The sequence below is a fragment of the Paraburkholderia sp. GW821-FHT02A12 genome (assembly GCF_059422005.1).
Genome location: NZ_JBWKWA010000001.1, coordinates 2,691,677 through 2,715,626 on the forward strand (window position 1 = coordinate 2,691,677; position 23,950 = coordinate 2,715,626).

Annotated in this window: 18 protein-coding genes and 2 pseudogenes; 9 read left to right on the forward strand and 11 right to left on the reverse strand. The window is 63.6% G+C overall.

The features are described 5' to 3' along the window. Positions 1-178 precede the first annotated feature (178 nt). Positions 179-2,005 (reverse strand): translational GTPase TypA, encoded by a 1,827-nt coding sequence (gene typA / locus AC07WT_RS12235; RefSeq protein ID WP_492591638.1) that lies wholly within the window; start codon positions 2,003-2,005, stop codon positions 179-181. Between the two features lie 314 nt (positions 2,006-2,319). On the opposite strand from typA, the gene AC07WT_RS12240 reads away from it, so the two are divergent. From AC07WT_RS12240 to AC07WT_RS12255, 4 genes and pseudogenes are all read left to right on the forward strand, one after another. Next, the gene (locus AC07WT_RS12240) at positions 2,320-2,835 is read left to right on the forward strand and encodes a MarR family winged helix-turn-helix transcriptional regulator (RefSeq protein WP_494947295.1); all 516 of its coding nucleotides are present in this window, start codon (positions 2,320-2,322) and stop codon (positions 2,833-2,835) included. 50 nt (positions 2,836-2,885) lie between these two features. Beyond that, on the forward strand, positions 2,886-4,394 hold the full coding sequence (locus AC07WT_RS12245) for an efflux transporter outer membrane subunit (RefSeq protein WP_494947296.1): 1,509 nt from the start codon (positions 2,886-2,888) through the stop codon (positions 4,392-4,394). 76 nt (positions 4,395-4,470) lie between these two features. Further along, complete coding sequence (locus AC07WT_RS12250; protein ID WP_492591641.1) at positions 4,471-5,694, forward strand: EmrA/EmrK family multidrug efflux transporter periplasmic adaptor subunit; 1,224 nt, start codon at positions 4,471-4,473, stop codon at positions 5,692-5,694. Between the two features lie 22 nt (positions 5,695-5,716). Continuing rightward, positions 5,717-7,288: pseudogene (locus AC07WT_RS12255) on the forward strand (DHA2 family efflux MFS transporter permease subunit); the annotation flags it as partial. Positions 7,289-7,389: 101 nt separating this feature from the next. On the opposite strand, the gene truB reads toward AC07WT_RS12255, so the two are convergent. The 5 genes from truB to rimP all read right to left on the reverse strand — a co-directional run bounded on the left by truB (position 7,390) and on the right by rimP (position 13,969). After that, complete coding sequence (gene truB, locus AC07WT_RS12260; protein ID WP_494947297.1) at positions 7,390-8,325, reverse strand: tRNA pseudouridine(55) synthase TruB; 936 nt, start codon at positions 8,323-8,325, stop codon at positions 7,390-7,392. Positions 8,326-8,443: 118 nt separating this feature from the next. Continuing rightward, positions 8,444-8,809: a 30S ribosome-binding factor RbfA gene (gene rbfA / locus AC07WT_RS12265; RefSeq protein WP_494947298.1), complete on the reverse strand. Its 366-nt coding sequence runs from the start codon at positions 8,807-8,809 to the stop codon at positions 8,444-8,446. A 186-nt stretch (positions 8,810-8,995) separates the two neighbouring features. After that, entirely contained in the window at positions 8,996-11,944 is a 2,949-nt protein-coding gene (infB, locus tag AC07WT_RS12270; protein WP_494947299.1) for a translation initiation factor IF-2, read from the reverse strand. 94 nt (positions 11,945-12,038) lie between these two features. Next, on the reverse strand, positions 12,039-13,514 hold the full coding sequence (gene nusA / locus AC07WT_RS12275; protein ID WP_492591645.1) for a transcription termination factor NusA: 1,476 nt from the start codon (positions 13,512-13,514) through the stop codon (positions 12,039-12,041). Further along, a complete protein-coding gene (rimP, locus tag AC07WT_RS12280; RefSeq protein WP_007182297.1) occupies positions 13,511-13,969 on the reverse strand; it encodes a ribosome maturation factor RimP in 459 nt (152 codons plus the stop codon). The genes nusA and rimP overlap by 4 nt, the downstream gene beginning before the upstream one ends. Positions 13,970-14,152: 183 nt before the next feature. On the opposite strand from rimP, the gene AC07WT_RS12285 reads away from it, so the two are divergent. After that, positions 14,153-14,443, forward strand: a complete 291-nt coding sequence (locus tag AC07WT_RS12285) for a hypothetical protein (RefSeq protein ID WP_494947300.1) — start codon at positions 14,153-14,155, stop codon at positions 14,441-14,443. A 57-nt stretch (positions 14,444-14,500) separates the two neighbouring features. Here the strand turns inward: AC07WT_RS12285 and rluB are convergent, their stop codons facing one another. The 4 genes from rluB to AC07WT_RS12305 all read right to left on the reverse strand — a co-directional run bounded on the left by rluB (position 14,501) and on the right by AC07WT_RS12305 (position 20,238). Continuing rightward, positions 14,501-16,360 (reverse strand): 23S rRNA pseudouridine(2605) synthase RluB, encoded by a 1,860-nt coding sequence (gene rluB / locus AC07WT_RS12290; protein ID WP_494947301.1) that lies wholly within the window; start codon positions 16,358-16,360, stop codon positions 14,501-14,503. A 63-nt stretch (positions 16,361-16,423) separates the two neighbouring features. Continuing rightward, complete coding sequence (gene scpB / locus AC07WT_RS12295) at positions 16,424-17,584, reverse strand: SMC-Scp complex subunit ScpB (protein ID WP_494947302.1); 1,161 nt, start codon at positions 17,582-17,584, stop codon at positions 16,424-16,426. 353 nt (positions 17,585-17,937) lie between these two features. After that, the gene (locus AC07WT_RS12300) at positions 17,938-19,161 is read right to left on the reverse strand and encodes a pyridoxal phosphate-dependent aminotransferase (RefSeq protein ID WP_494947303.1); all 1,224 of its coding nucleotides are present in this window, start codon (positions 19,159-19,161) and stop codon (positions 17,938-17,940) included. 174 nt (positions 19,162-19,335) lie between these two features. Further along, positions 19,336-20,238, reverse strand: coding sequence for a LysR family transcriptional regulator (locus AC07WT_RS12305; RefSeq protein ID WP_494947304.1), 903 nt, complete (start codon positions 20,236-20,238; stop codon positions 19,336-19,338). A gap of 410 nt (positions 20,239-20,648) precedes the next feature. On the opposite strand from AC07WT_RS12305, the pseudogene AC07WT_RS12310 reads away from it, so the two are divergent. Further along, positions 20,649-21,044: pseudogene (locus AC07WT_RS12310) on the forward strand (transposase); the annotation flags it as partial. A gap of 295 nt (positions 21,045-21,339) precedes the next feature. After that, entirely contained in the window at positions 21,340-21,594 is a 255-nt protein-coding gene (locus AC07WT_RS12315; protein ID WP_492591650.1) for a hypothetical protein, read from the forward strand. A gap of 285 nt (positions 21,595-21,879) precedes the next feature. Here AC07WT_RS12315 and AC07WT_RS12320 read toward each other — a convergent pair whose 3' ends face one another. After that, a complete protein-coding gene (locus AC07WT_RS12320) occupies positions 21,880-22,203 on the reverse strand; it encodes a hypothetical protein (RefSeq protein WP_492591651.1) in 324 nt (107 codons plus the stop codon). Between the two features lie 267 nt (positions 22,204-22,470). Between AC07WT_RS12320 and AC07WT_RS12325 the strand changes: the two genes are divergently transcribed. Both AC07WT_RS12325 and AC07WT_RS12330 read left to right on the forward strand, forming a co-directional pair. Beyond that, positions 22,471-23,190 carry a YdcF family protein gene (locus AC07WT_RS12325; protein ID WP_494947305.1) on the forward strand — a complete coding sequence of 240 codons (720 nt, stop codon included), beginning with the start codon at positions 22,471-22,473 and terminating at the stop codon, positions 23,188-23,190. A gap of 256 nt (positions 23,191-23,446) precedes the next feature. Further along, entirely contained in the window at positions 23,447-23,692 is a 246-nt protein-coding gene (locus tag AC07WT_RS12330; protein ID WP_494947306.1) for a hypothetical protein, read from the forward strand. The last annotated feature ends 258 nt before the right edge of the window (positions 23,693-23,950 follow it).

A 23,950-nucleotide genomic window follows, 5' to 3' on the forward strand; every position in this document is an offset into this window, starting at 1 on the left:
CTGGCTAGTTTCCAGTTCTTGCAACGGTCTTCTGCAGCAAATGGGGACAAACAGCCACCAACGGAAGATAAGCCGCGACCAACGGCGCATCAGTCATGTTGGGACGCAGAAACGGCAAAAGCCACCCGAAGGTGGCTTTTGCCGACATCGACCGCAAATCGCGGCGCGCTGCTACTTATCAGTCCACTGCGCCCTTACGGCTCGCGCTGCGGCGCTCGTGCTCCTTCAGGTGGCGCTTGCGCAGACGAATCGATTGCGGCGTGACTTCGACCAGCTCATCGTCGTCGATGAACTCGACCGCGTATTCCAGCGACATCTGGATTGGCGGCACGAGGCGCACCGCTTCGTCCGTACCCGACGAACGCACGTTGGTCAGCTGCTTGCCCTTGATCGGATTCACGACCAGGTCGTTGTCGCGGCTGTGAATGCCGATGATCATGCCTTCATACAGCGGCTCACCCGGCGACACGAACATACGGCCGCGATCCTGCAGCTTCCACAGCGCGTAGGCGACTGCCGCACCGTCGTCCTGCGAAATCAGCACGCCGTTGCGACGCTCGCCGACCGCGCCTTCCTTGACCGGTTGGTACGAGTCGAACGTGTGGCTCATCAGGCCCGTGCCGCGCGTCAGCGTGAGGAATTCCGACTGGAAACCGATCAGGCCACGTGCCGAAATACGATATTCGAGACGCGTACGGCCGCGGCCATCCGACGCCATGTCGAGCATTTCGCCCTTGCGGCGGCCCAACTCTTCCATCACGCCGCCCTGGTGGCCGTCTTCCATGTCGACGGTCAGGTTTTCGTACGGCTCGTGCCTCACGCCGTCGACTTCCTGCATCACCACGCGCGGACGCGACACGGCCAGCTCGTAACCTTCACGACGCATGTTTTCCACGAGAATGGTCAGGTGCAGCTCGCCGCGGCCCGCCACTTCGAACGTGGTTTCGTCGCCGGTTTCCTTCACGCGCAGCGCGACGTTGTGGTTCAGTTCCTTCATCAGGCGGTCGCGGATCTGACGGCTCGTGACGAACTTGCCTTCGCGGCCGGCCAGCGGCGACGAATTCACGAGGAAGTTCATGGTCAGCGTCGGTTCGTCGACGGTGATCATCGGCAGCGCTTCCGGTTGCTCCGGCGAGCAGATGGTCACGCCGATACCGATTTCTTCAATACCGTTGATCAGCACGATGTCGCCGGCTTCAGCCGATTCGACCTGCACGCGCTCGAGGCCCTTGAACGACAGCACCTGGTTGATCTTGCGGTTCAGGATTGCGCCGTCCGGGCCCAAACGGACGGCCACTTGCATGCCCGGCTTGATACGGCCACGCGTGATGCGGCCCACGCCGATACGGCCGACGTACGACGAGTAATCCAGCGACGTGATCTGCAGTTGCAGCGGGCCTTCCGGATCGGCCGGACGCACCGGCACGTGCTTCAGCACGGCTTCGAACAGGGGACGCATGTCGCCTTCGCGCACGTCCGGGGTCAAACCTGCATAACCATTCAGACCCGATGCGTAGACGATCGGGAAGTCGAGTTGCTCGTCGGTTGCGCCCAGCTTGTCGAACAGGTCGAATGTCTGGTTGATCACCCAGTCGATCCGCGCGCCCGGCCGGTCCACCTTGTTGATCACGACGATCGGCTTGAGGCCGAGCGCCAGCGCTTTCTTGGTCACGAAACGCGTTTGCGGCATCGGGCCTTCGACCGCGTCCACCAGCAGCAGCACGGAGTCGACCATCGACAGCACGCGCTCCACTTCACCGCCGAAGTCGGCGTGGCCCGGGGTGTCGACGATGTTGATGTGCGTGCCTTCGTACTCGACCGCACAGTTCTTGGAAAGAATCGTGATGCCACGTTCCTTTTCGATGTCGTTCGAGTCCATCACGCGCTCGGCGATCTGCTGGTTCTCACGGAACGTTGCGGTCTGGCGGAGGAGCTGGTCGACGAGCGTAGTCTTGCCGTGGTCGACGTGGGCAATGATGGCGATGTTGCGTAGGGCGCGGGTCATAGGAAACCTGGAGACAGTTGGGAGTGCGCCGGTTGCTTATATAAACCACGACAAGCCCAAAGCGCACTTTTGGGAACCCAATATTATAGCACGCGCTAATGAAGGTTTCTGGTATTCCCTGATGGACCTGGCGCCTTCCACGCGACGGTGCATCAGATTAGCACCCGCCACACGTCAGCCGAACCCTATGCAACCCCCACGCTTTATGCCTTGAGCGGCAAAAGTTCCTTGCCTAAGCTGTAATAACGCTTGCCGCGTCAATCAACCGGCCTCTATAATCCTGCCTAGTCAACCATTGCATTCGCACGAGAATCATGACGGAGCTGTCCCCTACCCCCGCGCCGGACCTCAGCGAGTACCAGCTCGGCGAAAGCGTCGGCTATCTGATCTCGCGGGTGAAATCGACCCTGTCCAATCTGGTCACCCAACGCAGCATGGCCGAACTCGGCATCACCAGCCAGCAAGGCAGCATCCTGTTCATGGTGGCCAGCGGCAAATGTCTGCTGGCGGCCGAATTGGCGCGCGAATATGGCATCGACGCAAGCGCGGTCACGCGCCTGATCGACCGGTTGGAAAAGCGCGGATTGCTGACACGGGTGCGCAGCAACGAGGACCGGCGTGCCGTCCGGCTTGCGTTGACGCCGGAAGGTCACGCGATCGCGGCAAAAATGCCGGCGATTTTCAACGGCGTGCTGGACAGTCTGCTAGGCGGTTTCACCCCCGAGGAAGTGGGTTTCCTGAAGAGCATGCTGCGCCGTGTGCTCATCAATTCCGGCGAACAAACGGGGCTAACCCGTGATACAGCAAGCAATTTTGACAGCAAGTCGTAAGAAATTGCTTGCTGTGTCCATCATTACACTCACATTCAAAGAGTCGAGCGATGAAATCCCTTTCCCTGTCCGCGCCCGCGCTGTCGAGCCGGGCCGCTGTCGCCGCCGCGGTGACGGCGCTCGCCCTTACGGGGTGCGCGAACTACTTCGGTATGAAGAGCGACAAGCAGATCGCGTCGCCGGCTCAGTACGAGTCCACCCAGAGCCTGCCCGGCGAGAATGGCCAGTGGCCGTCGCTCGACTGGGCCAACCAGTTTGGCGACCCGCAGCTGCCCAAGCTGATCGCGGAAGCGCTCGACGGCAACCCGTCGATCGCTCAGGCGCAGGCGCGCCTCGCGAAGGCCTCCTCGTACATCGACAGCTCGCGCTCGGCGCTGTACCCGAAGGTCAACGGCAGCTATTCGTGGACCCGCGAGCTGTTCTCCGGCAACGCGCTCTACCCGCCTCCGTACGGCGGCGCCTGGTATAGCGAAAACAACGTGCTGGCCAGCGCGTCATGGGATCTGGACCTGTGGGGCAAGAATCGCCAGCGCCTGGGCCAGGCCGTATCGCAGGAAAAGGCCGCGGAGGCCGACATGCAGCAGGCGCGCGTGACGCTCGCCGCGTCGGTGGCGAGCACCTATAACCAGCTCGCGCAGCTGTATGCGTTCCGCGACATCGCGCAGCGTGAGATCGCCAACCGCCAGGACATCGGCCGGATTACCGACGGGCGTGTCATCGCCGGTCTCGACACCAACGTCGAGCGGCAAACCGCGAACGGCAACATCGCGACCAGCCAGTCGAATTTGACCGACCTCGACGGCCAGATCACGGTGGTGCGTTATCAGCTGGGCGCGCTGCTCGGCAAAGGCCCGGATCGCGGCCTGCAAATCGCCCAGCCGGTGCTGACCACCGGCAACGCCGTGGCGTTGCCGAACAACCTGCCGGCCGACCTCGTGGCGCGCCGCGCCGATATCGTCGCCGCGCGCTGGCAGGTCGAAGCGGCAATGCACGACGTGAAGGAAGCAAAAGCCGAATTCTTCCCGGACGTGAATCTCGCGGCCGGCTTCGGTTTCGACGCGTTCGGCTGGGGCCGCTTCCTGAAATCGGGCAGCCGTCAGATGCAATTCGGTCCCGCCATCCACCTGCCGATCTTCGACGCCGGCGCGCTGCGCTCGCAGTTGAAGGGCCGTTATGCCGATTTCGACCTCGACGTGGCGAACTACAACCAGACGCTGATCAGCTCGCTGTCGGACGTCGCCACGCAGGTGTCGTCGATCCGTTCGATCGACCAGCAATCGGGCGACGCCCAACGCGCGCTCGACGCGTCGACCAAGGCGTATCAGCTCGCCGTGATCCGTTATAAGGCCGGTTTGTCGCCGCAGTTGCAGGTGCTGACCGCCGACCAGAACCGCCTTGCCGCCGAACAGACGGTGACGAGCCTGACGATGCGCCGCCGTGGCATGCAGATCGGCCTCATCAAGGCGCTCGGCGGCGGTTTCGACGCGACGCAGACCGGCCTCGTGGTGCCGGCCGACGCCCCGGCCTCGGCGACGGCCGCGACCGCCGCCGCAAACTGAAGCCACATCGACGCGACGCATACTCGCCCGAACATCCGCATAAACGACGACGCTTGAGAGAACCCGGAGCACATCAATGAGCACCCCCCAGCAACCCGCGCCCCCCGCACAACCGGCGAACAACGGCAAACGCAAGCGCATGATGACGCTGCTCGTCAGCGTGATCCTGATCGCCGCGATCGCCTACGGCCTGTATTACTTCCTCGTCGCGCGCTTCCATGAGGACACCGACGACGCGTATGTGAACGGCAACGTCGTGCAGATCACGCCGCAAGTCACCGGTACGGTGGTCGCGGTGAACGCGGACGACACGCAAACCGTGAAGGCCGGCGACCCGCTCGTCGTGCTCGATCCGGCCGACGCGCGCGTCGCGCTCGAACAAGCCGAAGCGAATCTCGCGCAGACGGTGCGCCAGGTGCGCGGCCTGTTCGCCGACGACAATCAATACCAGGCGCAAGTCGCCGTGCGCCAGTCCGATCTGTCACGCGCCCAGGACGACCTGAAGCGCCGACTGACGGTCGCGCAAACGGGCGCCGTGTCGCAGGAAGAAATCTCGCACGCCCGCGACGCCGTGAAGAGCGCGCAGGCCGCCGTCGACGCCGCCCAGCAGCAACTGGCGTCGAACCGCGCGCTGACCGCCAACACGACGATCGCGAATCACCCGAACGTCCAGGCCGCCGCCGCGAAGGTCCGCGACGCGTACCTGAACAACGCGCGTAACAACCTGCCGGCGCCGGTCACGGGCTACGTCGCGAAACGCTCGGTGCAGGTCGGCCAGCGCGTCTCGCCGGGCACCCCGCTGATGGCGATCGTGCCGCTGGGCGGCGTGTGGGTCGACGCGAACTTCAAGGAAGTGCAGCTGAAGCATATGCGCATCGGTCAGCCGGTCGACCTGACGGCCGACGTGTACGGCTCGTCGGTGGTGTACCACGGCAAGGTGGTCGGCTTCTCGGCCGGCACGGGTTCGGCCTTCTCGCTGCTGCCCGCGCAGAACGCGACCGGCAACTGGATCAAGGTGGTGCAGCGTCTGCCGGTGCGGATCGCGCTCGACCCGCAGGAACTCGAGAAGCACCCGCTGCGCATCGGCCTGTCGATGCAAGCCGACGTGACCATCAAGAACGATGAAGGCGGCCAGCTCGGCCAGGCGCCGAACACGGTTTATCAAACCAGCGTGTTCGAAAAGTACGGCGACGAAGCCGACGCGGAAATCGCCCGCATCATTTCGGAAAACGCGGGCCCGAACACCGGCTCGCAGAAGTCGGCCCAGACTGGCGCGAAGCCCGCTGCGAAGCTGATGTAAGCCTCGCCACGATTCATACAAGGCTTTTTTAATGGCTCAGGCTCAGGCGCAAGTCCCTCACCCGCCGCTCGAGGGCGCGCAACTGGTGATCGGCACCATCGCGGTGTCGCTCGCCGTGTTCATGAACGTGCTCGACACGTCGATTGCGAACGTGTCGATCCCGTCGATTTCGGGCGACCTCGGTGTGTCGTCCGATCAGGGTACGTGGGTGATCACGTCGTTCGCGGTCGCCAACGCGATTTCCGTGCCGCTGACCGGCTGGCTCACCGACCGCGTCGGCCAGGTGCGCCTGTTCATGGCGTCGATCGTGCTGTTCGTGATCTCGTCGTGGATGTGCGGCCTCGCGCCCACCCTGCCCTTTCTGCTCGCCTCGCGCGTACTGCAAGGCGCGGTGGCCGGCCCGATGATTCCGCTGTCGCAAACGCTGCTGCTCGCCAGCTATCCGCGCGCCAAGGCGCCCATGGCTCTGTCGATGTGGGCGATGACCACGCTGATTGCGCCGGTGGCCGGGCCGATTCTCGGCGGCTGGATCTCAGACAATATCTCGTGGCCATGGATTTTTTACGTCAACATTCCAGTCGGCGCGATTGCCGCGGTGGCGACATGGATGATCTTCCGCAACCGCGACTCGGTCGTCAAAAAGGCGCCGATCGACGGCGTCGGTCTCGGCCTGCTGATCGTCTGGGTCGGCTCGTTGCAGGTGATGCTCGATAAGGGCAAGGATCTCGACTGGTTCTCGTCGACCACCATCGTCGTTCTGGCGCTGGTCGCAGTGATTGCGCTCGCGTTCTTCATCGTATGGGAATTGACGGCCGAGCATCCGGTGGTCGACCTGTCGCTCTTCAGCCGGCGCAATTTCACAGGCGGCACGGTCGCGCTTTCGATCGGCTACGGACTCTATTTCGGCAATCTCGTGTTGTTGCCGCTGTGGCTGCAAACCGACATCGGCTACACCGCAACCGAAGCCGGTCTGGTGATGGCGCCGGTGGGCCTGTTCGCGGTGCTGCTGTCGCCGATCACCGGCAAGGTGTTGCCGCGGACCGATCCGCGCTATATCGCGACCCTGTCATTCCTCGTGTTCGCGCTGTGCTTCTGGATGCGCTCGCGTTATACGACCGGCGTCGATACCTATTCGCTGCTGCTGCCGACGCTGATTCAAGGCATCGGCATGGCCGGGTTCTTTATCCCGCTGGTGTCGATCACGCTGTCGGGTTTGCCGGGCAACCGGATTCCGGCCGCGTCGGGTTTGTCGAACTTCGTGCGAATCATGTGCGGCGGGATCGGCACCTCGATCTTCCAGACCGCATGGGATCACCGGACCATCATGCATCACGCGCAGTTGTCGGAACAGGCGAATGCGTACAACCCCGTGTTCGATCAATCGATCCGGCAGATGGGTGCGGCGGGGTTCAGTCAGCCGCAGGCATATGGACTCTTCAACACGATGGCCACACAGCAAGCCGCGCAGTTGGGCGTGAACGATCTGTTCTTTGTTTCCGCCGGCATCTTCGTCGCGTTGATTGCGCTGATCTGGATCACCAAGCCGGAACGCGCGGGTGGTGACGCCGGTGCCGCAGCCGCGGCGGCGCACTGAGTTTAGCGCCGATCCAAGGCACCAGGCTGCATGAAAAAGGCGGAACCGCTATCGAGCGGTTCCGCCTTTTTCGTTGCTGCGTGCCGGGCTGCGAACGCGGTTCAGCTCGCGGCTGTCACCACCAGCCGCTCCGGCGCAAGCACGCCCTCGCCCTGTTTCGCGACGCCAAGCAAGCGGCCTTCAGCGGCGTAGACGCGAACCCGTGGCGCGTTCAGCGCGTCCGCGCTGATGGTCAGTTCGGAGAGTTTCAAGCGCTGGCCATGCAGGAACCGCCGTGTCGCGTCTTCATTCAATTGCACGAGCGGGAACGTGGACAGCAACGCATCGACCGGTTGCAGCCACGCATCGCGCTGGCTTTGCGTCGCGTCGGACAGCGCGCGGAGCGTCACCGAATTTTCCAACGTCAGCGCGCCAACACCCGTGCGCCGCAACGCGACCAGATGCGCGCCGCAACCGAGCGCTTCACCGATATCCTCGGCCAGCGTCCTTACGTACGTGCCTTTACTGCACGTCACGCGAAACGTGACGTCCGGCAGCGCGCAGGCGAGCAGCTCGAGCGCATGGATCGTCACCTGACGCCCTTCCCGCTCGACCGTCTGACCGGCGCGCGCGTATTCGTAGAGCGGCTTGCCGTCGCGTTTGAGCGCCGAATACATCGGCGGAACCTGAACGATGTCGCCGAGGAAAGTGTCCAGCGCGGCCTTTACAGCAGCCTCGTCGCACGTCACCTCGCGCGTGTCGAGCGCTTCGCCTTCGGCGTCGCCGGTGGTCGTGCGGATGCCGAGGCGCATGGTCGCCTCGTAGGTCTTGTCGGCTTCGAGCAGGTCCTGCGAGAACTTGGTGGCTTCGCCGAAACACAGCGGCAACAGACCGGTGGCCAGTGGATCGAGCGTGCCGGTATGGCCCGCCTTTTTCGCCAGATAGAGACGCTTCGCGCGAATCAGCGCGTCGTTGCTCGACAGGCCGAGCGGCTTGTCGAGTAGCAGCACGCCGTCGAGCGCGCGACGCGGCACGCGGGGGCGTTGAGGTGCGGTCATGTCAGAAAGACGAGAGCTTCAATGGGTACGAAAAACAGCGCGGCTGAGGACGCCAGGTCAGGACGCAAGCATGGACGCAATCAGCATGCGGATAAGGACGCGGACACAACCCGCGCGCTCAATCCTCCTTCGCGCGACTGGCATTCGCCTCGTCGATCAAACGCGACATTTCGACGGCGCGTTCGATGGTCTTGTCGTAGTGGAAATGCAGCGTCGGCACGGTATGGATATGCAGGCGCTTGAACAGCTGATTGTGCAGATGGCCGGCAGCGTGCTGGAGCGCTTCCAGCGTCTGCTGCGGGTCGCCGGTCAGCGTCGTGAAGTAGACCTTCGCGTGCGCATAGTCCGGCGTCAGTTCGACGCTTTGAATCGTGACGATACCGATGCGCGGGTCCTTGACCTCGCGCAGCAGCTCGGACAGATCGCGCTGGATCTGATCGGCGATCTGCACGTTGCGATTGGGAGAAGTACGTTTTTTAGGCATGGTGAATGGGTGATCCGTTCTGGCGGATAGCAAAGGTTGTTCGCGCGGGCCGCGGTTTTTTCCAGGCGGCGATGAAGCGGCTGGGACAACCGCCACGACCGCTGCGGGCGCGAAACGGCAGGGCCAAAAACAACGGGCGGAGCGGGCGTTGAAGCCCGCTCCGCCCCTTTAGCCGTGCCGCGTGAATTACAGCGTACGCGCGACTTCGGTAACCTCGAAGACTTCGAACTGATCGCCTTCGACGATATCGTTGAAGTTCTTGATCGACATACCGCACTCGAAGCCCTGACGGACTTCCTTCACGTCGTCCTTGAAGCGCTTGAGCGAATCGAGCTCGCCCGTAAAGATGACGACGTTGTTGCGCAGCACACGCACCGACGACGAGCGCTTGACGAAACCGTCCGTGACCATACAGCCTGCCACCGCGCCGATCTTCGGTACCTTGAAGACCTGACGCACTTCGACCGTACCCGTCACGATCTCGCGCTTCTCCGGTGCCAGCATGCCCGACATCGCGGCCTTCACTTCATCCACTGCGTCATAGATGATGTTGTAGTAGCGAATATCGACGCCATTGGCTTCCGCCAGCTTGCGAGCCTGTGCATCCGCACGGGTGTTGAAGCCGATGATGACCGCCTTCGAAGCCGTTGCCAGGTTGACGTCGGACTCGCTGATGCCACCCACGGCGCCGTGCACGATCTGCACGCGCACTTCGTCGGTCGACAGCTTGAGCAGCGACTGCACCAAAGCTTCCTGCGAACCTTGCACGTCGGCCTTGACGATGAGCGGCATGTACTGCACTTCGCCTTCGCCCATCTGCTCCAGCATGTTCTCGAGCTTCGCGGCCTGTTGCTTGGCCAGCTTGACGTCGCGGAACTTGCCTTGACGGAACAGCGCGACTTCACGCGCCTTACGGTCGTCCGGCATGACGATCATTTCTTCGCCAGCCTGCGGCACTTCCGACAGACCCTGGATCTCGACCGGGATCGACGGGCCAGCGGACTTGGTCGGCTTGCCGGTTTCGTCGAGCATGGCTCGCACGCGACCGTAGGCGCTGCCTGCCAGCACCACGTCGCCGCGGTTCAGCGTACCGGACTGGACGAGGATCGTTGCAACCGGACCCTTACCCTTGTCGAGCTTCGCTTCGATGACGAGACCCTTGGCCGGTGCTTCGACCGGCGCCTTCAGTTCCAGCACTTCGGCTTGCAGCAGCACGTTTTCCAGCAGATCGTCGATACCCGCACCGGTCTTGGCCGACACCGGCACGAACGGCGAATCGCCACCGTATTCTTCTGGCACGACGCCTTCGGTGACCAGTTCCTGCTTGACGCGCTCAAGATTCGCTTCCGGCTTGTCGATCTTGTTGATCGCGACGACGAGCGGCACGCCGCCTGCCCTCGCGTGGGCGATCGCTTCCTTCGTTTGCGGCATCACGCCGTCGTCGGCTGCGACCACCAGAATCACGATGTCGGTTGCCTTCGCACCACGGGCACGCATGGCCGTAAAGGCTTCGTGACCCGGCGTGTCGAGGAACGTGACGACGCCGCGCGGCGTTTCGACGTGATAGGCGCCGATGTGCTGCGTAATCCCACCTGCTTCACCCGCTGCAACCTTGGCGCGGCGGATGTAGTCGAGCAGCGACGTCTTGCCGTGGTCGACGTGGCCCATGACCGTAACGACCGGCGGACGCGGCAGTGCTTCCGCGTCGGAAACTTCGCCTTCGACCAGCATGGCTTCCGGATCGTCCAGCTTGGCCGCAACCGCGTGATGGCCCAGTTCCTCGACGATGATCATCGCCGTTTCCTGGTCCAGCATCTGGTTGATCGTGACCATCTGGCCGAGCTTCATCATCGACTTGATGACTTCCGATGCCTTCACCGCCATCTTGTGCGCCAGATCGGCGACCGTGATGGTTTCCGGCACGTGCACTTCACGCACGATCGGTTCGGTCGGCGCCTGGAACGTGGTGCTCTGATCCTGATGCTTGCCGCGACCCTTCGGGCCGCCGCGCCAGCCGCGATCGACACCGCCGCTCGTATCGCCACGCGTCTTGATGCCGCGGCGCTTCGCTGCGTCGTCCTGCCAGCCGCCCTTGCCGGCGCCCGGCTTCTTCTTGTCGCCAGCCGACGGTGCGGCCGGAGCAGCCGGAGCTGCGGCAGCCGGCTTCTTGGCTGCCGGACGCGCCGGGGCTTCGCCTGCCGGACGCGCCGGCTTGTGCAGCGTGCCCTTGGCTTCCGCGGCCTTGGCCGGCTCAGCGGGCTTCGGTGCCGGTTCCGGCGCCTTGACCTGCGCCTTGCGCGGCGTGTTCATCATTTCGCGAATCGCACGCGCTTCGGCTTCCGCCGCCGCACGGCGCTTGCTGATTTCTTCCTGCTCGGCGCGCGTCTTTTCGGCGGCCTGACGCGCTGCGTCTTCCGCTTTCTTCGCTGCTTCGCGTTGAGCGGCGCGCTCTGCCGCGGCGCGCTCGTCGTCCTGCTCAGCCGCCGGCTCGGCGGCCTTGGCAGCGGCCGGCTCAGCCTTCGCGGCGGCCGGCTGTGCAGCCGCTTGCGGCGCTTGAGCCTTCTCGCGAGCAGCCGCTTCGGCCGCAGCCGACGCGCGCTTCTTCGCCGCCTCTTCTTCCGCACGGCGGCGCTCGGCTTCGGCAGCCTGCTCGCGCGCCTGACGCTCGGCCTCTTCGCGTTCGAGTTGTTCCTGACGCGCCTTCAGCTCCTGAGCCTGCTTTTCGAGCAGCTCGGCTTCGTGACGAGCTTCCTCTTCACGACGCTGGAGTTCGAGGTCGTCCACGTCGGCTTCGGCCACATGATTCGATGCTTCCGCGCCTTCGGCGGCGGATTCGTCGCGGCGGACGAAGGTGCGCTTCTTGCGCACTTCGACCTGAATGGTGCGAGCTTTACCCGTCGCGTCGGACTGCTTGATCTCCGACGTATGCCGGCGCGTCAGCGTGATCTTGCGCTTGTCGGCATCGTTGGAGCCGTGCGACTTGCGCAAGTGGTCGAGCAGACGCGCCTTGTCCGCCTCGGACAGGTTGTCGTCTTCGCTCGCTTTCTGGACGCCCGCCGCCTGCAGCTGCTCGAGCAGCACGCCTGCAGGCATTTTCAGTTCCGCGGCAAATTGGGCTACGTTGTTACTCGCCATTCATTCCTCTTAATGCAAGGACCGATTCCTTGCGGTTAGCATCGGGTCATGCGGCCTGACGGCCGCGTTCAATTTAGTGCGCCATGGTCATTTCTCACTGGAACCAGTGTTCACGTGCTTTCATGATCAACGCCTTAGCGGCATCCTCTTCCATTCCGGTCATCTCGACCAGTTCATCCACAGCCAGCTCGGCGAGTTCGTCGCGCGTCTGGATCTGATGTTCGGCAAGCTTGGCGAGCAGGTCGGCGTCCATGCCTTCCAGGCTCTTCAGGTCGAGTGCCACATTTTCGACCTTTTCTTCATTCGCGATCGCCTGCGTCAGCAACGCGTCGCGCGAGCGATTACGCAGTTCATGAACGGTGTCTTCGTCGAATGCTTCGATTTCGAGCATCTCGTTGAGCGGCACATAAGCGATCTCTTCGAGGCTCGTGAAACCTTCGTCGATCAGGATGTCAGCGACTTCCTCGTCGACATCGAGACGCGCCATGAACAGGTCGCGCAGTACGCCGCGTTCCTGATTCTGCTTCTGCGCAGATTCGTCCGGCGTCATGATGTTGATCTGCCAGCCGGTGAGTTCGCTGGCAAGACGCACGTTCTGGCCGCTGCGGCCGATCGCGACCGCCAGTTCGTTTTCGTCTACGACGACGTCCATCGAATGCTTTTCTTCGTCGACGACGATCGACTGGACGGCTGCCGGCGCGAGCGCGCCGATCACAAACTGGGCGGGATCTTCCGACCATAGCACGATGTCGACGTTTTCGCCACCGAGCTCGTTACGCACGGCCTGCACGCGCGAACCGCGAATGCCGACGCAGGTGCCGATCGGATCGATGCGCTTGTCGTAAGCGACCACGCCGATCTTGGCGCGCACGCCCGGATCGCGCGCCGCCGCCTTGATTTCCAGCAGGCCCTGTTCGATTTCCGGCACTTCCATTTCGAACAGCTTCATCAGGAATTCAGGCGCCGTACGCGACAGTTCGATCTGCGGACCACGCGCGGTGCGATCGACCTTGGCGATATAGGCGCGCACGCGGTCGCCCACGCGCAGGTTTTCCTTCGGAATCAGCTGGTCGCGGCGCAGCAACGCTTCGACACGGCCGGTTTCGACGATGAAGTTACCCTTGTCCAGGCGCTTGACCGAGCCGGTCATGATGCTTTCGCCGCGCTCGAGGAAGTCGTTCAGGATCTGCTCGCGCTCGGCGTCACGCACCTTCTGCAGGATCACCTGCTTGGCGGCCTGCGCGCCGATGCGGCCGAATTCGATCGACGGCACCGGTTCCTCGATGAATTCGTCGAGCTGGATTTCGGGCTTCTGTTCACGTGCTTCGAACAGCAGAATTTCCTGATCCGGCTCCTGCAAACCGGCTTCGTCCGGCACCACGCGCCAACGGCGAAACGTTTCGTGTTCGCCGCTTTCACGGTCGATCTGGACGCGGATGTCCGCGTCTTCTTCGAAGAGTTTCTTGGAGGCCGAAGCGAGGGCCGCCTCGAGCGCGGCAAATACCACGTCTTTGTCGACGTTCTTCTCGCGTGCCAGCGCATCCACCAGCATCAACACTTCGCGACTCATTGTTTGCGGCTCCTAAAGTCAACTTTCGGAACGAGGCGTGCTTTATCCATGTCCGCGAGCGTGAAATCAAGCATCGCGGCGCCTTCCTTCCCTTCAAATTCCAGACCGATCGTCTCGCCTTGCGGAGCATGCAGAATGCCCCGGTACGATTTCCGTCCGTCCAATGGCTTTTTCAATGTGATAACCACTTCGCTGCCCGCGAAGCGTTCGAAATCCGCCAGTTTTTTCAGCGGGCGATCGAGACCCGGCGACGACACTTCAAGCCGCTCGTAATCGATATTTTCGACCGTCAGAACGTGCTGGAGCTGACGCGTGACTTTCTCGCAGTCTTCGATCGCGATGCCGGCCGGCTGGTCGATATAAATACACAACATGCCGCGCCCGGTGCGCTCGAGATCGACGAGCTCGTAGCCGAGTCCCACGACCGTGGTTTCAATCAGTTCCGTCAGTTGCACAGTGCCCTCTAAGATGTTCGCGCGGCGAGCGCCGCTTGTTTTGCAAACAATCCATGCGGGCCGCGCGCCAAGCCGGCGCACGTTCGTGCTACCCGAGATGCCGAACCACGATGAACTGAGCGGCAAAAAAAAATGGGCTAAACGCCCATCATCTTATTACCGGTGGTCGCACCTGAGCCGCACATGAAAAGCCGCACGCCCAGCGACTTCGCGATTGTAGCCATTTTTCGGGACAAACGCAAACCGCAGAACGCCGCGCGAAGCGCATTTCCGCTTGATTTTCATGGCAATCCTGCAACGCTATATCAACGATACGGCGACGGCTTCAGCCTTTTGCAAGCTGATTCGCACCATGCACCAGCGGCGGCCAGCGAATCGGGCAAGAAACTCTGCCCCTACTTATGCGCACGCCACAGTTTTTATGCGCGACATAAAACCCGCAGCGCTTATCAATTGATTCTCACGGCAGCCTGACGCAATCGCCAAAGAACAAACGACCGCGCCGGCTGCCCTGCCAACTGCGACTACCGCTTAACGGCCCCGCGAGCGGCCGCGCGGCGCGCCGCCGCCACGATTGGCGCCGCCCGCGTTGGTGTTGCCGCTGCCAGCACGATTGGCGTTACCGCTGCGATTGCCGCCCGGCCCGCGGTTGCCGCCGCCCGGATTGGCGCTGTTGCCGCCGGCGCGCTTGCCGCCACCCGCGGCCCGATTGCCATTGCCCGACGGCGCACGATTGCCGTCGACGTCACGGCCGCCACGCGGGCCGCCCACGCCGCCGCCCGTCGGGCCGCTGAAGCCACCAGCGCCGCGGCCTGTACCGCGATTGCCGTAGCCGCCGCCGAAACCGGAGCCCGCGCCACCGCCGCCGCCGAAGCCGCCGCCCGCCGCACCGCGCCGGCCCTGGCCACGAGGCTGCTGCTGGTCGAAACGGCCATGCGACATCAGCACCGGCTCGCGGCTGATGAAGCCCATCGACGTCTGCATCGGATCCGGCTGCTTGCGCTCGGGCGCGGCATTGCGGCCACCCCGTTCTTCAGTGGGCGCCTTCAGACCGACCGAGGCCATCAACGCGCGCACCTGATTGTCTTCGAGTTCTTCGTAGCGGCCGCGCTTCAAGCCCTTCGGCAGCGAAATCGGGCCGTGTCGCGTACGGATCAGACGGCTGACCATCAGGCCGGCCGCTTCGAACATGCGGCGCACTTCGCGGTTACGCCCTTCGGCGAGCGCGACGTGATACCAATGATTGGTGCCCTCGCCACCACCGTCACGAATACGCAGGAAGTTCGCCGGGCCGTCTTCCAGTTCGACGCCGTGCAACAGCTTCTGACGCATCCCTTCAGCCAGCTCGCCGACCACGCGCACCGCATATTCACGCTCGACGCTATAACGCGGATGCATGAACCGGTTTGCCAGATCGCCCGAGGTGGTCAGCATCAGCAGACCTTCGGTGTTGAAGTCGAGGCGGCCGACCGCGAGCCACTTGGCGGTCTTCATGGGCGGCAGCTTGTCGAACACGGACGGACGGCCCTCCGGATCGGCGTGGCTGACGATTTCGCCCGTCGGTTTGTGATACAGCAGCACGCGCGGCGGCTTGTTGGCCAGCTTGCGCTTGACCGGCTTGCCGTTGATGCGGACCTGGTCGGTCGGCATGATGCGCTGGCCGATGTGCGCAGGTTCGCCGTTCACCGATACCCGGCCGGCCACGATCAGCTCTTCCATGTCGCGGCGCGAGCCCATGCCGGCTTCGGCCAGCACCTTGTGCAGCTTCGGCGCGTCGTCGTCCGGCGACAGCACGCGCTTGGGCGCAGCCGGCTTGCCACGGCGCAGCATCGGGGCGCGCACGCCGCCAGTGGCGTTGTTGTCCGCATCGAAAGCAGGCGACGTGACATACGAAAACAGATCGTCCTGACTGGCTTCAGTCGCCGCTGCCGGCGCCTCGCCGCCGCGGCGGTTCTGACGCTGACCGCCTTCGCGCGGCTGACGCTCGCGAGGTCCGCCTTCGCGAGGTCCGCCTTCGCGGGGCGCGCCGTCACGCTGACCGCCTTCGCGCTTCGCGCCGCCCGCGTTGCGGCGCGGCCCCTGGCCCTTGGCGCCCGCATCCTTGCGCGGCATACGCACTGGCGCGACGACTTCGCCGTCCGGCGGTGCCTCGGTGACGACCGGCGCGCCTTCGGCGCCCTTCGTCTTCGCTCCGGCGCGGCGCCGCGCAATCAGGCTGCGCGGCCCGCGACGCAGGCCACGGCGCGGACGGTCTTCACCGTCTGCTTCCGTGGTCTGCGCCGGGCGCTCGCCCTCGCCTGCTGACGCTTGCGTGGTGCGCGCTTCGTCAGCGCGCGCCGACGGCACGGCGCGCTCGGATTCGGACGAATCGGTGTCGTGGGTATGTGTCAAAACAACCTCAAAATGTCAGGTCGCGCGCGCCCGTTGCGGGCGCGGCAAAAAAGTTCGGTTACGTCAGGCGCTGCGCGACTCGGGTTCGTCGTCGGTCAGGACACCTGCGTCCTGTGCAGCATCGCGGCGATCCTCTGGATCGCCGTGCGCCGCCGTGGTCGGGTTCGGCTCGGTGGTGTGCTCCGTTTCGCGGAGTACGCCCGAGCCGTGCGCGGGTATTGCCGGATCGGCCTGGGAGACCGAATCGTGATTCAGTGCAGGCTCGGCGGCGCCGGCTTGCGGTTCAACGTGTGCAGCTTCAGCATGCTCTTGCGTGGCCGGAATGGCAGCGGCGTCCTGATGCGGCTCGGACGCCGGCGCGGCATCCGCAGCGCTATCGGCCGGCTCGCCACGCTGCGGCTGATCGTGCAGCGCTTGATGCTCTTTAGCAGGTTCCACTCCCGCTTGTTCGACGTCGCCGCCATCTGCGTGACTCGCCGGGTCTACGGATTCAGTATGCAGCGTCTCGCCCGCTGCTGCTTGTGGGGCGCTCTGTTCCGCGTCGCTCCCAGTCGCGCCGAAGGATTCGGCCGCAACCGGATCAGCTTCGACCGCGGCAGTTTCCGCATCCGCTTCGGGCTCAACCGCCTCGCCCGAGGCCAGCGCCTGCGCGGCTTCAGCGTCGGCGAACTCGATCGCGTGCTGCCCGAGCAGATCCGCATTCAGCTGCGCCGACGGATCGGCAAGCGGCGGCAATTCGTCGAGCGCCTTCAAACCCAGGTCGTCGAGAAACTGCCGCGTGGTCGCGTACAGCGCCGGACGGCCCGGAACATCACGATGGCCGATCACTTCGATCCAGCCCCGATCCTCGAGCTGCTTGACGACCTGCGTATTCACTGTGACGCCGCGAATCTCTTCGATATCGCCGCGTGTGACCGGTTGCCGATACGCGATGATCGCGAGCGTTTCGAGCACCGCGCGCGAATATTTCGGCGGTTTCTCGGGATGCAGACGATCCAGGTACGAACGCATCGCGGGCTTGCTTTGAAACCGCCAGCCCGAAGCCAGCCCGACCAACTCCACACCGCGCCCAGACCAATCCTGCTTGAGGTCTTCGAGCAAAGTCCGAACGGTATCTGCCGACACGCCGTCGGCAAAGAGCTTGCGCAGTTCGCCGAGCTTTAGCGGCTCCTGCGCGCAGATCAAAGCAGTCTCGAGGACGATCTTCGCCTCTTGGGTATTCATGCAGCCAGGTCGACCTTATGAGTTAGGGTCAAAGAACCGGATCAAACAGACGATGTGGAACTGAAGACGCGCTCGCCCGATTCTGATCGGTCATATTGATGGGAGCACGCACCGGGGGGAGGCGAAACAGGCAATCGAGCCAAACCCAGCCGGACGGAGCAGCGATATTCCTGAAAGGAACCGCGTGACTGAGCGCCATATTACGCAAAAACAATCGGTGCGTAAAGACGAAATCCCGAACGAAATCCGCCGCGCATTTTCCGCGGATGCTCTGGCCCATCTGCTTCAGAGCAAAAGCGTACGAAATTCGACCTGAAACCCTCCTCTCCGGCCGGCTTCGCCTCCGCCATCGTTCAATGTGCGCCGTGCTGCGCGAGAAACCGCTTCAGACGCTCGACGCCCGTGTCCAGCCGCGCCGTGTCGCAGGCATAGCACCAGCGCACGAAACCCTCGCCTTGCGGGCCGAACGCGCTGCCGGGCGCCACACCCAGCCCCACTTCGCGCACCAGCGCCTTGCACAACTCGAGACTGCGCGAGGCCCCCGGCATCGAAAAAAACAGATACATCGCACCCGGCGGTGTCTTCAGGTCGACGCCCGGCACCGCGGACAACGCCCGCACCAGATGATCGCGCGACGCCTTAAGATCTCGCACCAGCTCCTGCGTGAAGCGCTCGCCCTGCTGGACGGCCGCGATGCCCGCCTGCTGCACGAAAGCAGGCGCGCACGAGGTGTTGTATTCGACCAGTTTGCCCAGATCGTCCATCAGCGCGGCCGGCGCGACGATCCAGCCGAGCCGCCAGCCAGTCATCAGCCATGCCTTCGAGAACGAGTTCACGCAGATCACGCGTTCGTCGCGCGCGGCCAGATCGAGAAAGGACGGCGCAGTGCGTGACCGGGCGCCGCCGGCGCCGATGCCGGCATCCTCGTAATAAAGACGCTCGTAGACTTCGTCCGCGACAATCCAGATGCCGTGGCGCCGGCAATGCGCCAGCACGGCGCGCTGCTCGTCGCGGCTCATCACCCAGCCGGTCGGATTGTTCGGCGAGTTGACGAGCAGCATCTTCGTGTCCGGCGTGAGGGCGGCCAGCAATTGCTCGAGATCGAGCTGCCAGCCGTGTTCGCCATAACCGAGCGCCACCGTTTCGACATGCGCGCCGAGAATCTTCGGGATCTCGACCAGGTTGGGCCACAACGGCGTCACCGCGACGACACGGTCGCCCGCGCCCACCACCAGCTGCGCGGCCAGCATCAGCGCATTGACGCCCGCGCTCGTCACCGCGACGTTATCGGACGAAGTCGGACCGTGCAGTTCGCTGACGTAGTCAGCGAGCGCGGCGCGCAACGGCGCGATGCCCAGGTTGTGCGTATAGAAGGTCGCGCCGGCGGCCAACGCAGCGCTGGCGGCGTCGCGGATGAAAGCCGGCGTCACCCGGTCGGACTCGCCGAACCAGAACGGCAGCACGTCGGCGACGCCGAAACCGGCGTTGGCGACTTCGCGTATCTGCGAAGGACGCAGTGCGCGCACGGCTTCGCGCGCGTTAGGGACGGATGGCACAGGCAGATCCGATTCGCTCATCGAGGCTTCCACACGAATGACCGGTCAAGGTCGAGGTTCAGGAAAGGCGACAGTTTAGCGCGATGCCTGTTTGCGAGGCGGCGAAGCCACCGGGCGAGCAGCCGCGGCGGCGCCCCCACGAGACGCCAAACGCGCACTCGCACCCATTGCGCATCACCCGCGCACCAAAGGACTTCAGCCCAGATCCTCAGCCCGCGCCGGCAATTGCCGGATCAGGCCCCACACCGCCTCCGCCGCCGGCGACAGCGACCGGTCGCGCCGCCGCACCATTTCGACCGTGCGTTCGGCGCGCGGCACCAACGGCCGCGCCACCAGCGAGGCGTCCGCCGGCAAAGGCAAAGCCAGCCACGGCAGCACGCTCACGCCCACGCCCGCCTCGACCAGCCCAAAAACGGTCGCCGAATGCCCCAGCTCCTGCACCACCGTGGCGCTCACGCCGTGCTCGTTCATCACCGCGTCGATGATCGGCCGGCTGCCGGACGCATAGTCGAGCATGACGAGCCGCTCGCCCTCGAGATCCGTCCACGCCACCTGTTTCTGAGCCGCCAGCGGATGATCGTCGCGCGACACGACGCAGAACGAATCTGTCATTAGCGATTCACTGACGAGGTCGTCGGCGGAAAACGGGCCGATGATGACGCCGAAATCGACTTCGCCCGATTTGACCTTGCGCACCACGTCGCTTTGCACGTCGTCGCGCAAACCCAGCGCAATGTACGGGAATTGCCGGCCGCACGACGCCACCACGCCGGGCATCAACCGGCAGGCCACCGTCGGGCTGGCCGCGACCACCACGCGGCCACGCCGCTGCTCGCCGATTTCGCGAATCTCGCGCAGCGCGCCGTCCAGATCGGTCAACAGACGCGACACGCTCGACACCAGGTTGCTGCCGACGTCAGTGAGCTGCACCTCGCGCGTGGTGCGGTCGATCAGCTTGAGGCCGATTTCGCCCTCCAGTTCGCGCACGCAGCGGCTGACCGCCGATTGCGTCAGGCCGATCTCATCGCCCGCGCGGCTGAAGCTCTGCAAACGGGCCACCTCGATGAAAACCCTGAGCTGACGCAGCGTCACATTCATTTGCCGGCCTCATCAATAACGTCATTTAATGCGCATTGTATGGCGAAATGCCGCGCAGGCGCCGTGCCGGATTACCTCGCCGCAATGCAGCAATGAGGCGCAAACGCACGCTGGCCGGGCTTGATTGCACAAGATTGGTGATTGTCCCGATTTGCGAGATGGGTTTTTTAGATTCTTATACGCCCCTAGCTAGCGCCCGCGCTGGCCCGCTGTTACGGGGCTTTCAGGCAGTCGGACTCAACTTGGCACACTTCCTGCATTTACATGCACACAGGGTCGGCGCCATGACTTCTGACTGCATAGCAGACCGTGGCAAGCCCGACCCCCCCTTGGCACTCGCCTATCGAGTGCATGGAGAGTGCGCGGCGCGGGGCAGCGCACCGGAGTTAGCTTCGCTGAGGTGAAACATGATGCTGTTCGACGATTTGAGAGACAACGAGTGGGCGCTGGTCGAGGCGTTGTTCTGTGCGGAGCCAGCACGGAGTGAACGGCGCGGTCGGCCACGCGTGGAAGCACGCGCGGTTGTCAACGCTGTGCTTTGGGTGCTGTCGACGGGCGAAGGCTGGTCCAAGCTGCCCGGCAGGTATCCGTCGCCGCCGACTTGCCGCCGCCGCTTCGACGAGTGGCAAGCCGATGGTACGCTCGCCGAAATAGTTAAGCGACTCGGCACGAGCGGCCGCGAAATTTCGCTGCGTGGGCGCATTGGCGCGACCGCCGCGAAACCGCCGGCACCGCCAAGCCGCGACCGTCTGCGTGGCGCGTTCTGGACCAATCCGGAATCGTGGCGCGCGCCGGTCAAGATGGCCTGACGCGAATTGTTTTGCCTCCGGGCGCCTGCGGGCGCCCGGCATGTATCCGGGCCGCCCGCGCGTTCACGCGCTTGGCCGGCCTGTCATGGGCACCGCTCCACGGCGCGCCCATCCTGGTCGTCCGCTTCAGCTTCCCCGAGTTTGCCGTCGCGCGGTTTCAGATAGGTGAAGCCGCACGAATGTTGCCGGTGAAACATCCATTTACTATTACTTACAGCGTGCTTTCGCTACTCGGCATACCGTATGTGTATGCAAACAGGCCTTGAGTCGATCGGCTTGACGGGAGCTCAGCATGAAACCAATGTCACTGCTTCTGTGCGGCATTGTCGTTTCATCAATGGCCGCACCGGCGCTCGCACAGCAGCGCCCGCAAGGCGGGAACTCGCGGACGGATCACACGGCCTCGGTTGACGCCTGGCAACAAAGCGCAACGCGCAACCGCGACTTCACGCCGCCGGCGCCGCGAGGCGATTTGCGCGGCGATATCGCAAGCAATGTCCGCGCACGGCCCGAACCGCCACGGGAAGATCCGCCGCGCCGCCGCTAGGCGCGGGCGTCTCGTGCGCCATACGCCGAGAGTCACAGTGCGCTGTAGTGCGAATTAAGCAATTGAGGGAACCACCCGGCGCTGAACCAGTCTGATTTAACGCCATTAGCACAGCGTGGCAGTAGTAATTCCGGTACGCCCGTATCCTTGCGATACGGGCTTTTTTTCGCCAATTTTTTCGCTCAAACAGGGAAGGCCCGGGCCGCGCCCGCGAATCAGCAGAAAATAAACTTGCCGCCGGCCGCGTCGTGCGGCCGGGGAAATAACGCCAGTCCGCCGAGGGCCCTAAGGCCTGACTTCGAGAGCGGCTGCAGGCCGCGTTTCGGCTGTGGCGACGACGTAGTCGTTCATTCGCTGCGCAGACCAACTCAGCAGGCGCTCACTGTGCTCGAGTCGTGCGAACTCGGCTCTGCCCCGCTCGGTCAACACGGCAATATCGACAGGAGCATGAAAACCCGGTGCAGGCGCGACCGTGCGCTGCCGGACAGTGTCCATCAGGCCCAGCGCCCGGAGATATTGAAATACACCCGGCCGTCTGGCCCATGGGACCTGGCGATATTGCGCTCGCCGCAGCGCTTCAAGTACCGCTTCGTTGGAATACGTGGTCATCTCACTTCTTTCTTAAAGTGCAGCTATGACACATCTTTGCCCAACACGTCACCGCGCCACCAGTGATGCGCATAGCACCGCCCGTGACTGAAAGCCGGCTGTACGTATGCGATGCCGCCAGCTCCCGCCAGGTTCTGCTTGGTCTCGTTTTCAGGACCCCCGTCGCGACGCATGATAGCGTTCTGTCCACAAGCCGACGATGCAACCGCTGCGGCGCGATAGCAAGCTGGTGGATTGTCCCGAAAGTCATACGTTACCCCATTTAAATTGATTCTATTCACTTTATTAGCGCTTTTTTTTGCAGCAATCGTGCTATGGAAACGCGTCCGCCGACACCTTGCCATTTGCACGCTTGCCCTGTTCTGGCTGCTCGCCGCCGGCTGGCTAACCGCCCCGTTGCTCGAACTGGCGCAGCCGCATCGGCAGACGAACGCACCCGCGACGTTCGCGCCGCGCACGGCGATCATCATGCTGGGCGGCGGCACCGAGTACGACGATGAAGACGAACTGGTTCCGCCGCGCGACGTGCTTGCGCGCATCGCGGTCAGCGCCGACAACTACGCCGCCTGCAAGCGCACCGCGGCGACGTGCGCGGTGATCGTGAGCGGCGGCAACCCACAGCGGCATCGCGCGACCGAAGCCGATACCTACCTGCCCTACCTGCTGCGCAAACAGGTGCCGCGCGCGGATATCGTGCTGGAAAACCGCAGCCGCACGACGTACGAAAATGCGCGCAACGTATCGGCTATCGTCGAACGCACACGCTACGATTCGTTGATACTCGTTACCTCCGCGTATCAGATGCCTCGCGCATTGCTCGACTTCCATCGCTTTGGGCTCGCACCGCAACCATTGATTTCCAGTGCGCGGCGCGCACATCTCGGTCTACTACCGTGTTATGACAATCTTGTGAGTGCGGAAATTGCACTGCACGAACTGGTTGGGATTGCACAGTTTCACGTCTACCGTGCAATCGGATGGTTCTGAATTACCGCTGTAATGAAAAGCGCTTTATTTAGCGATACGAAGATTTTTAAACACGAGCAAGACACAGCAGCGTGCTATACGGAATCTCGCGCCCGGTATTGGCTGTGGGCGGACCGTGGGCGGTGCGTAACAAGATGTAACCAATTGTCAACGCCGTTACAAACGTCCGCTGGAGCGGATATTGCTGGCTAGAATGCATTGTCTTTCCGATTGGACAGGCAAATACTCGGGTCCACAACCACTCTACGGAGGTAACATGAAGAAAGTGTCCCTGGCGATCCTGGTTTCCCTCAGCGCCATAACGGGCGCGGCTTATGCGCAGGACAACGGCGTCATGATGAGCACCGATCCGGCCAAGGCCGCTGACGTCGAACAGCGTGCGCAAGATTTGCAAAACCGGCAGCAAGCAATGGAAAGCGCGCCGGCCATGCCGGCTGCCAAACATCACAAAGCTGCCCCGCATCATAAGAAGGCGGCCAAGGCCGAGGCCGCGAGTTCGTAAGCGTAGCTGACAGTGTCACCCGCGGCCTCGCCGCGAAGGTGAAAAGCCGAAGCCGGCGCCGCCGGCTTCGGCTTTTTTGTTGTCTAATGGACTCGAGAAGGACCTGAGAACGTGCGATGCGTGGCGCGCCGGCCTGGGCTTCGTTAAAGAAGCGCTACCGGGTTCCACACGCGCCTGCGCGCGGCGGACGGTATGCTAAAGTCGCGCACCGACCGGAAGCCCAGCCGGAATCCCCCTAACCCGTGCGCACCTTGGTGC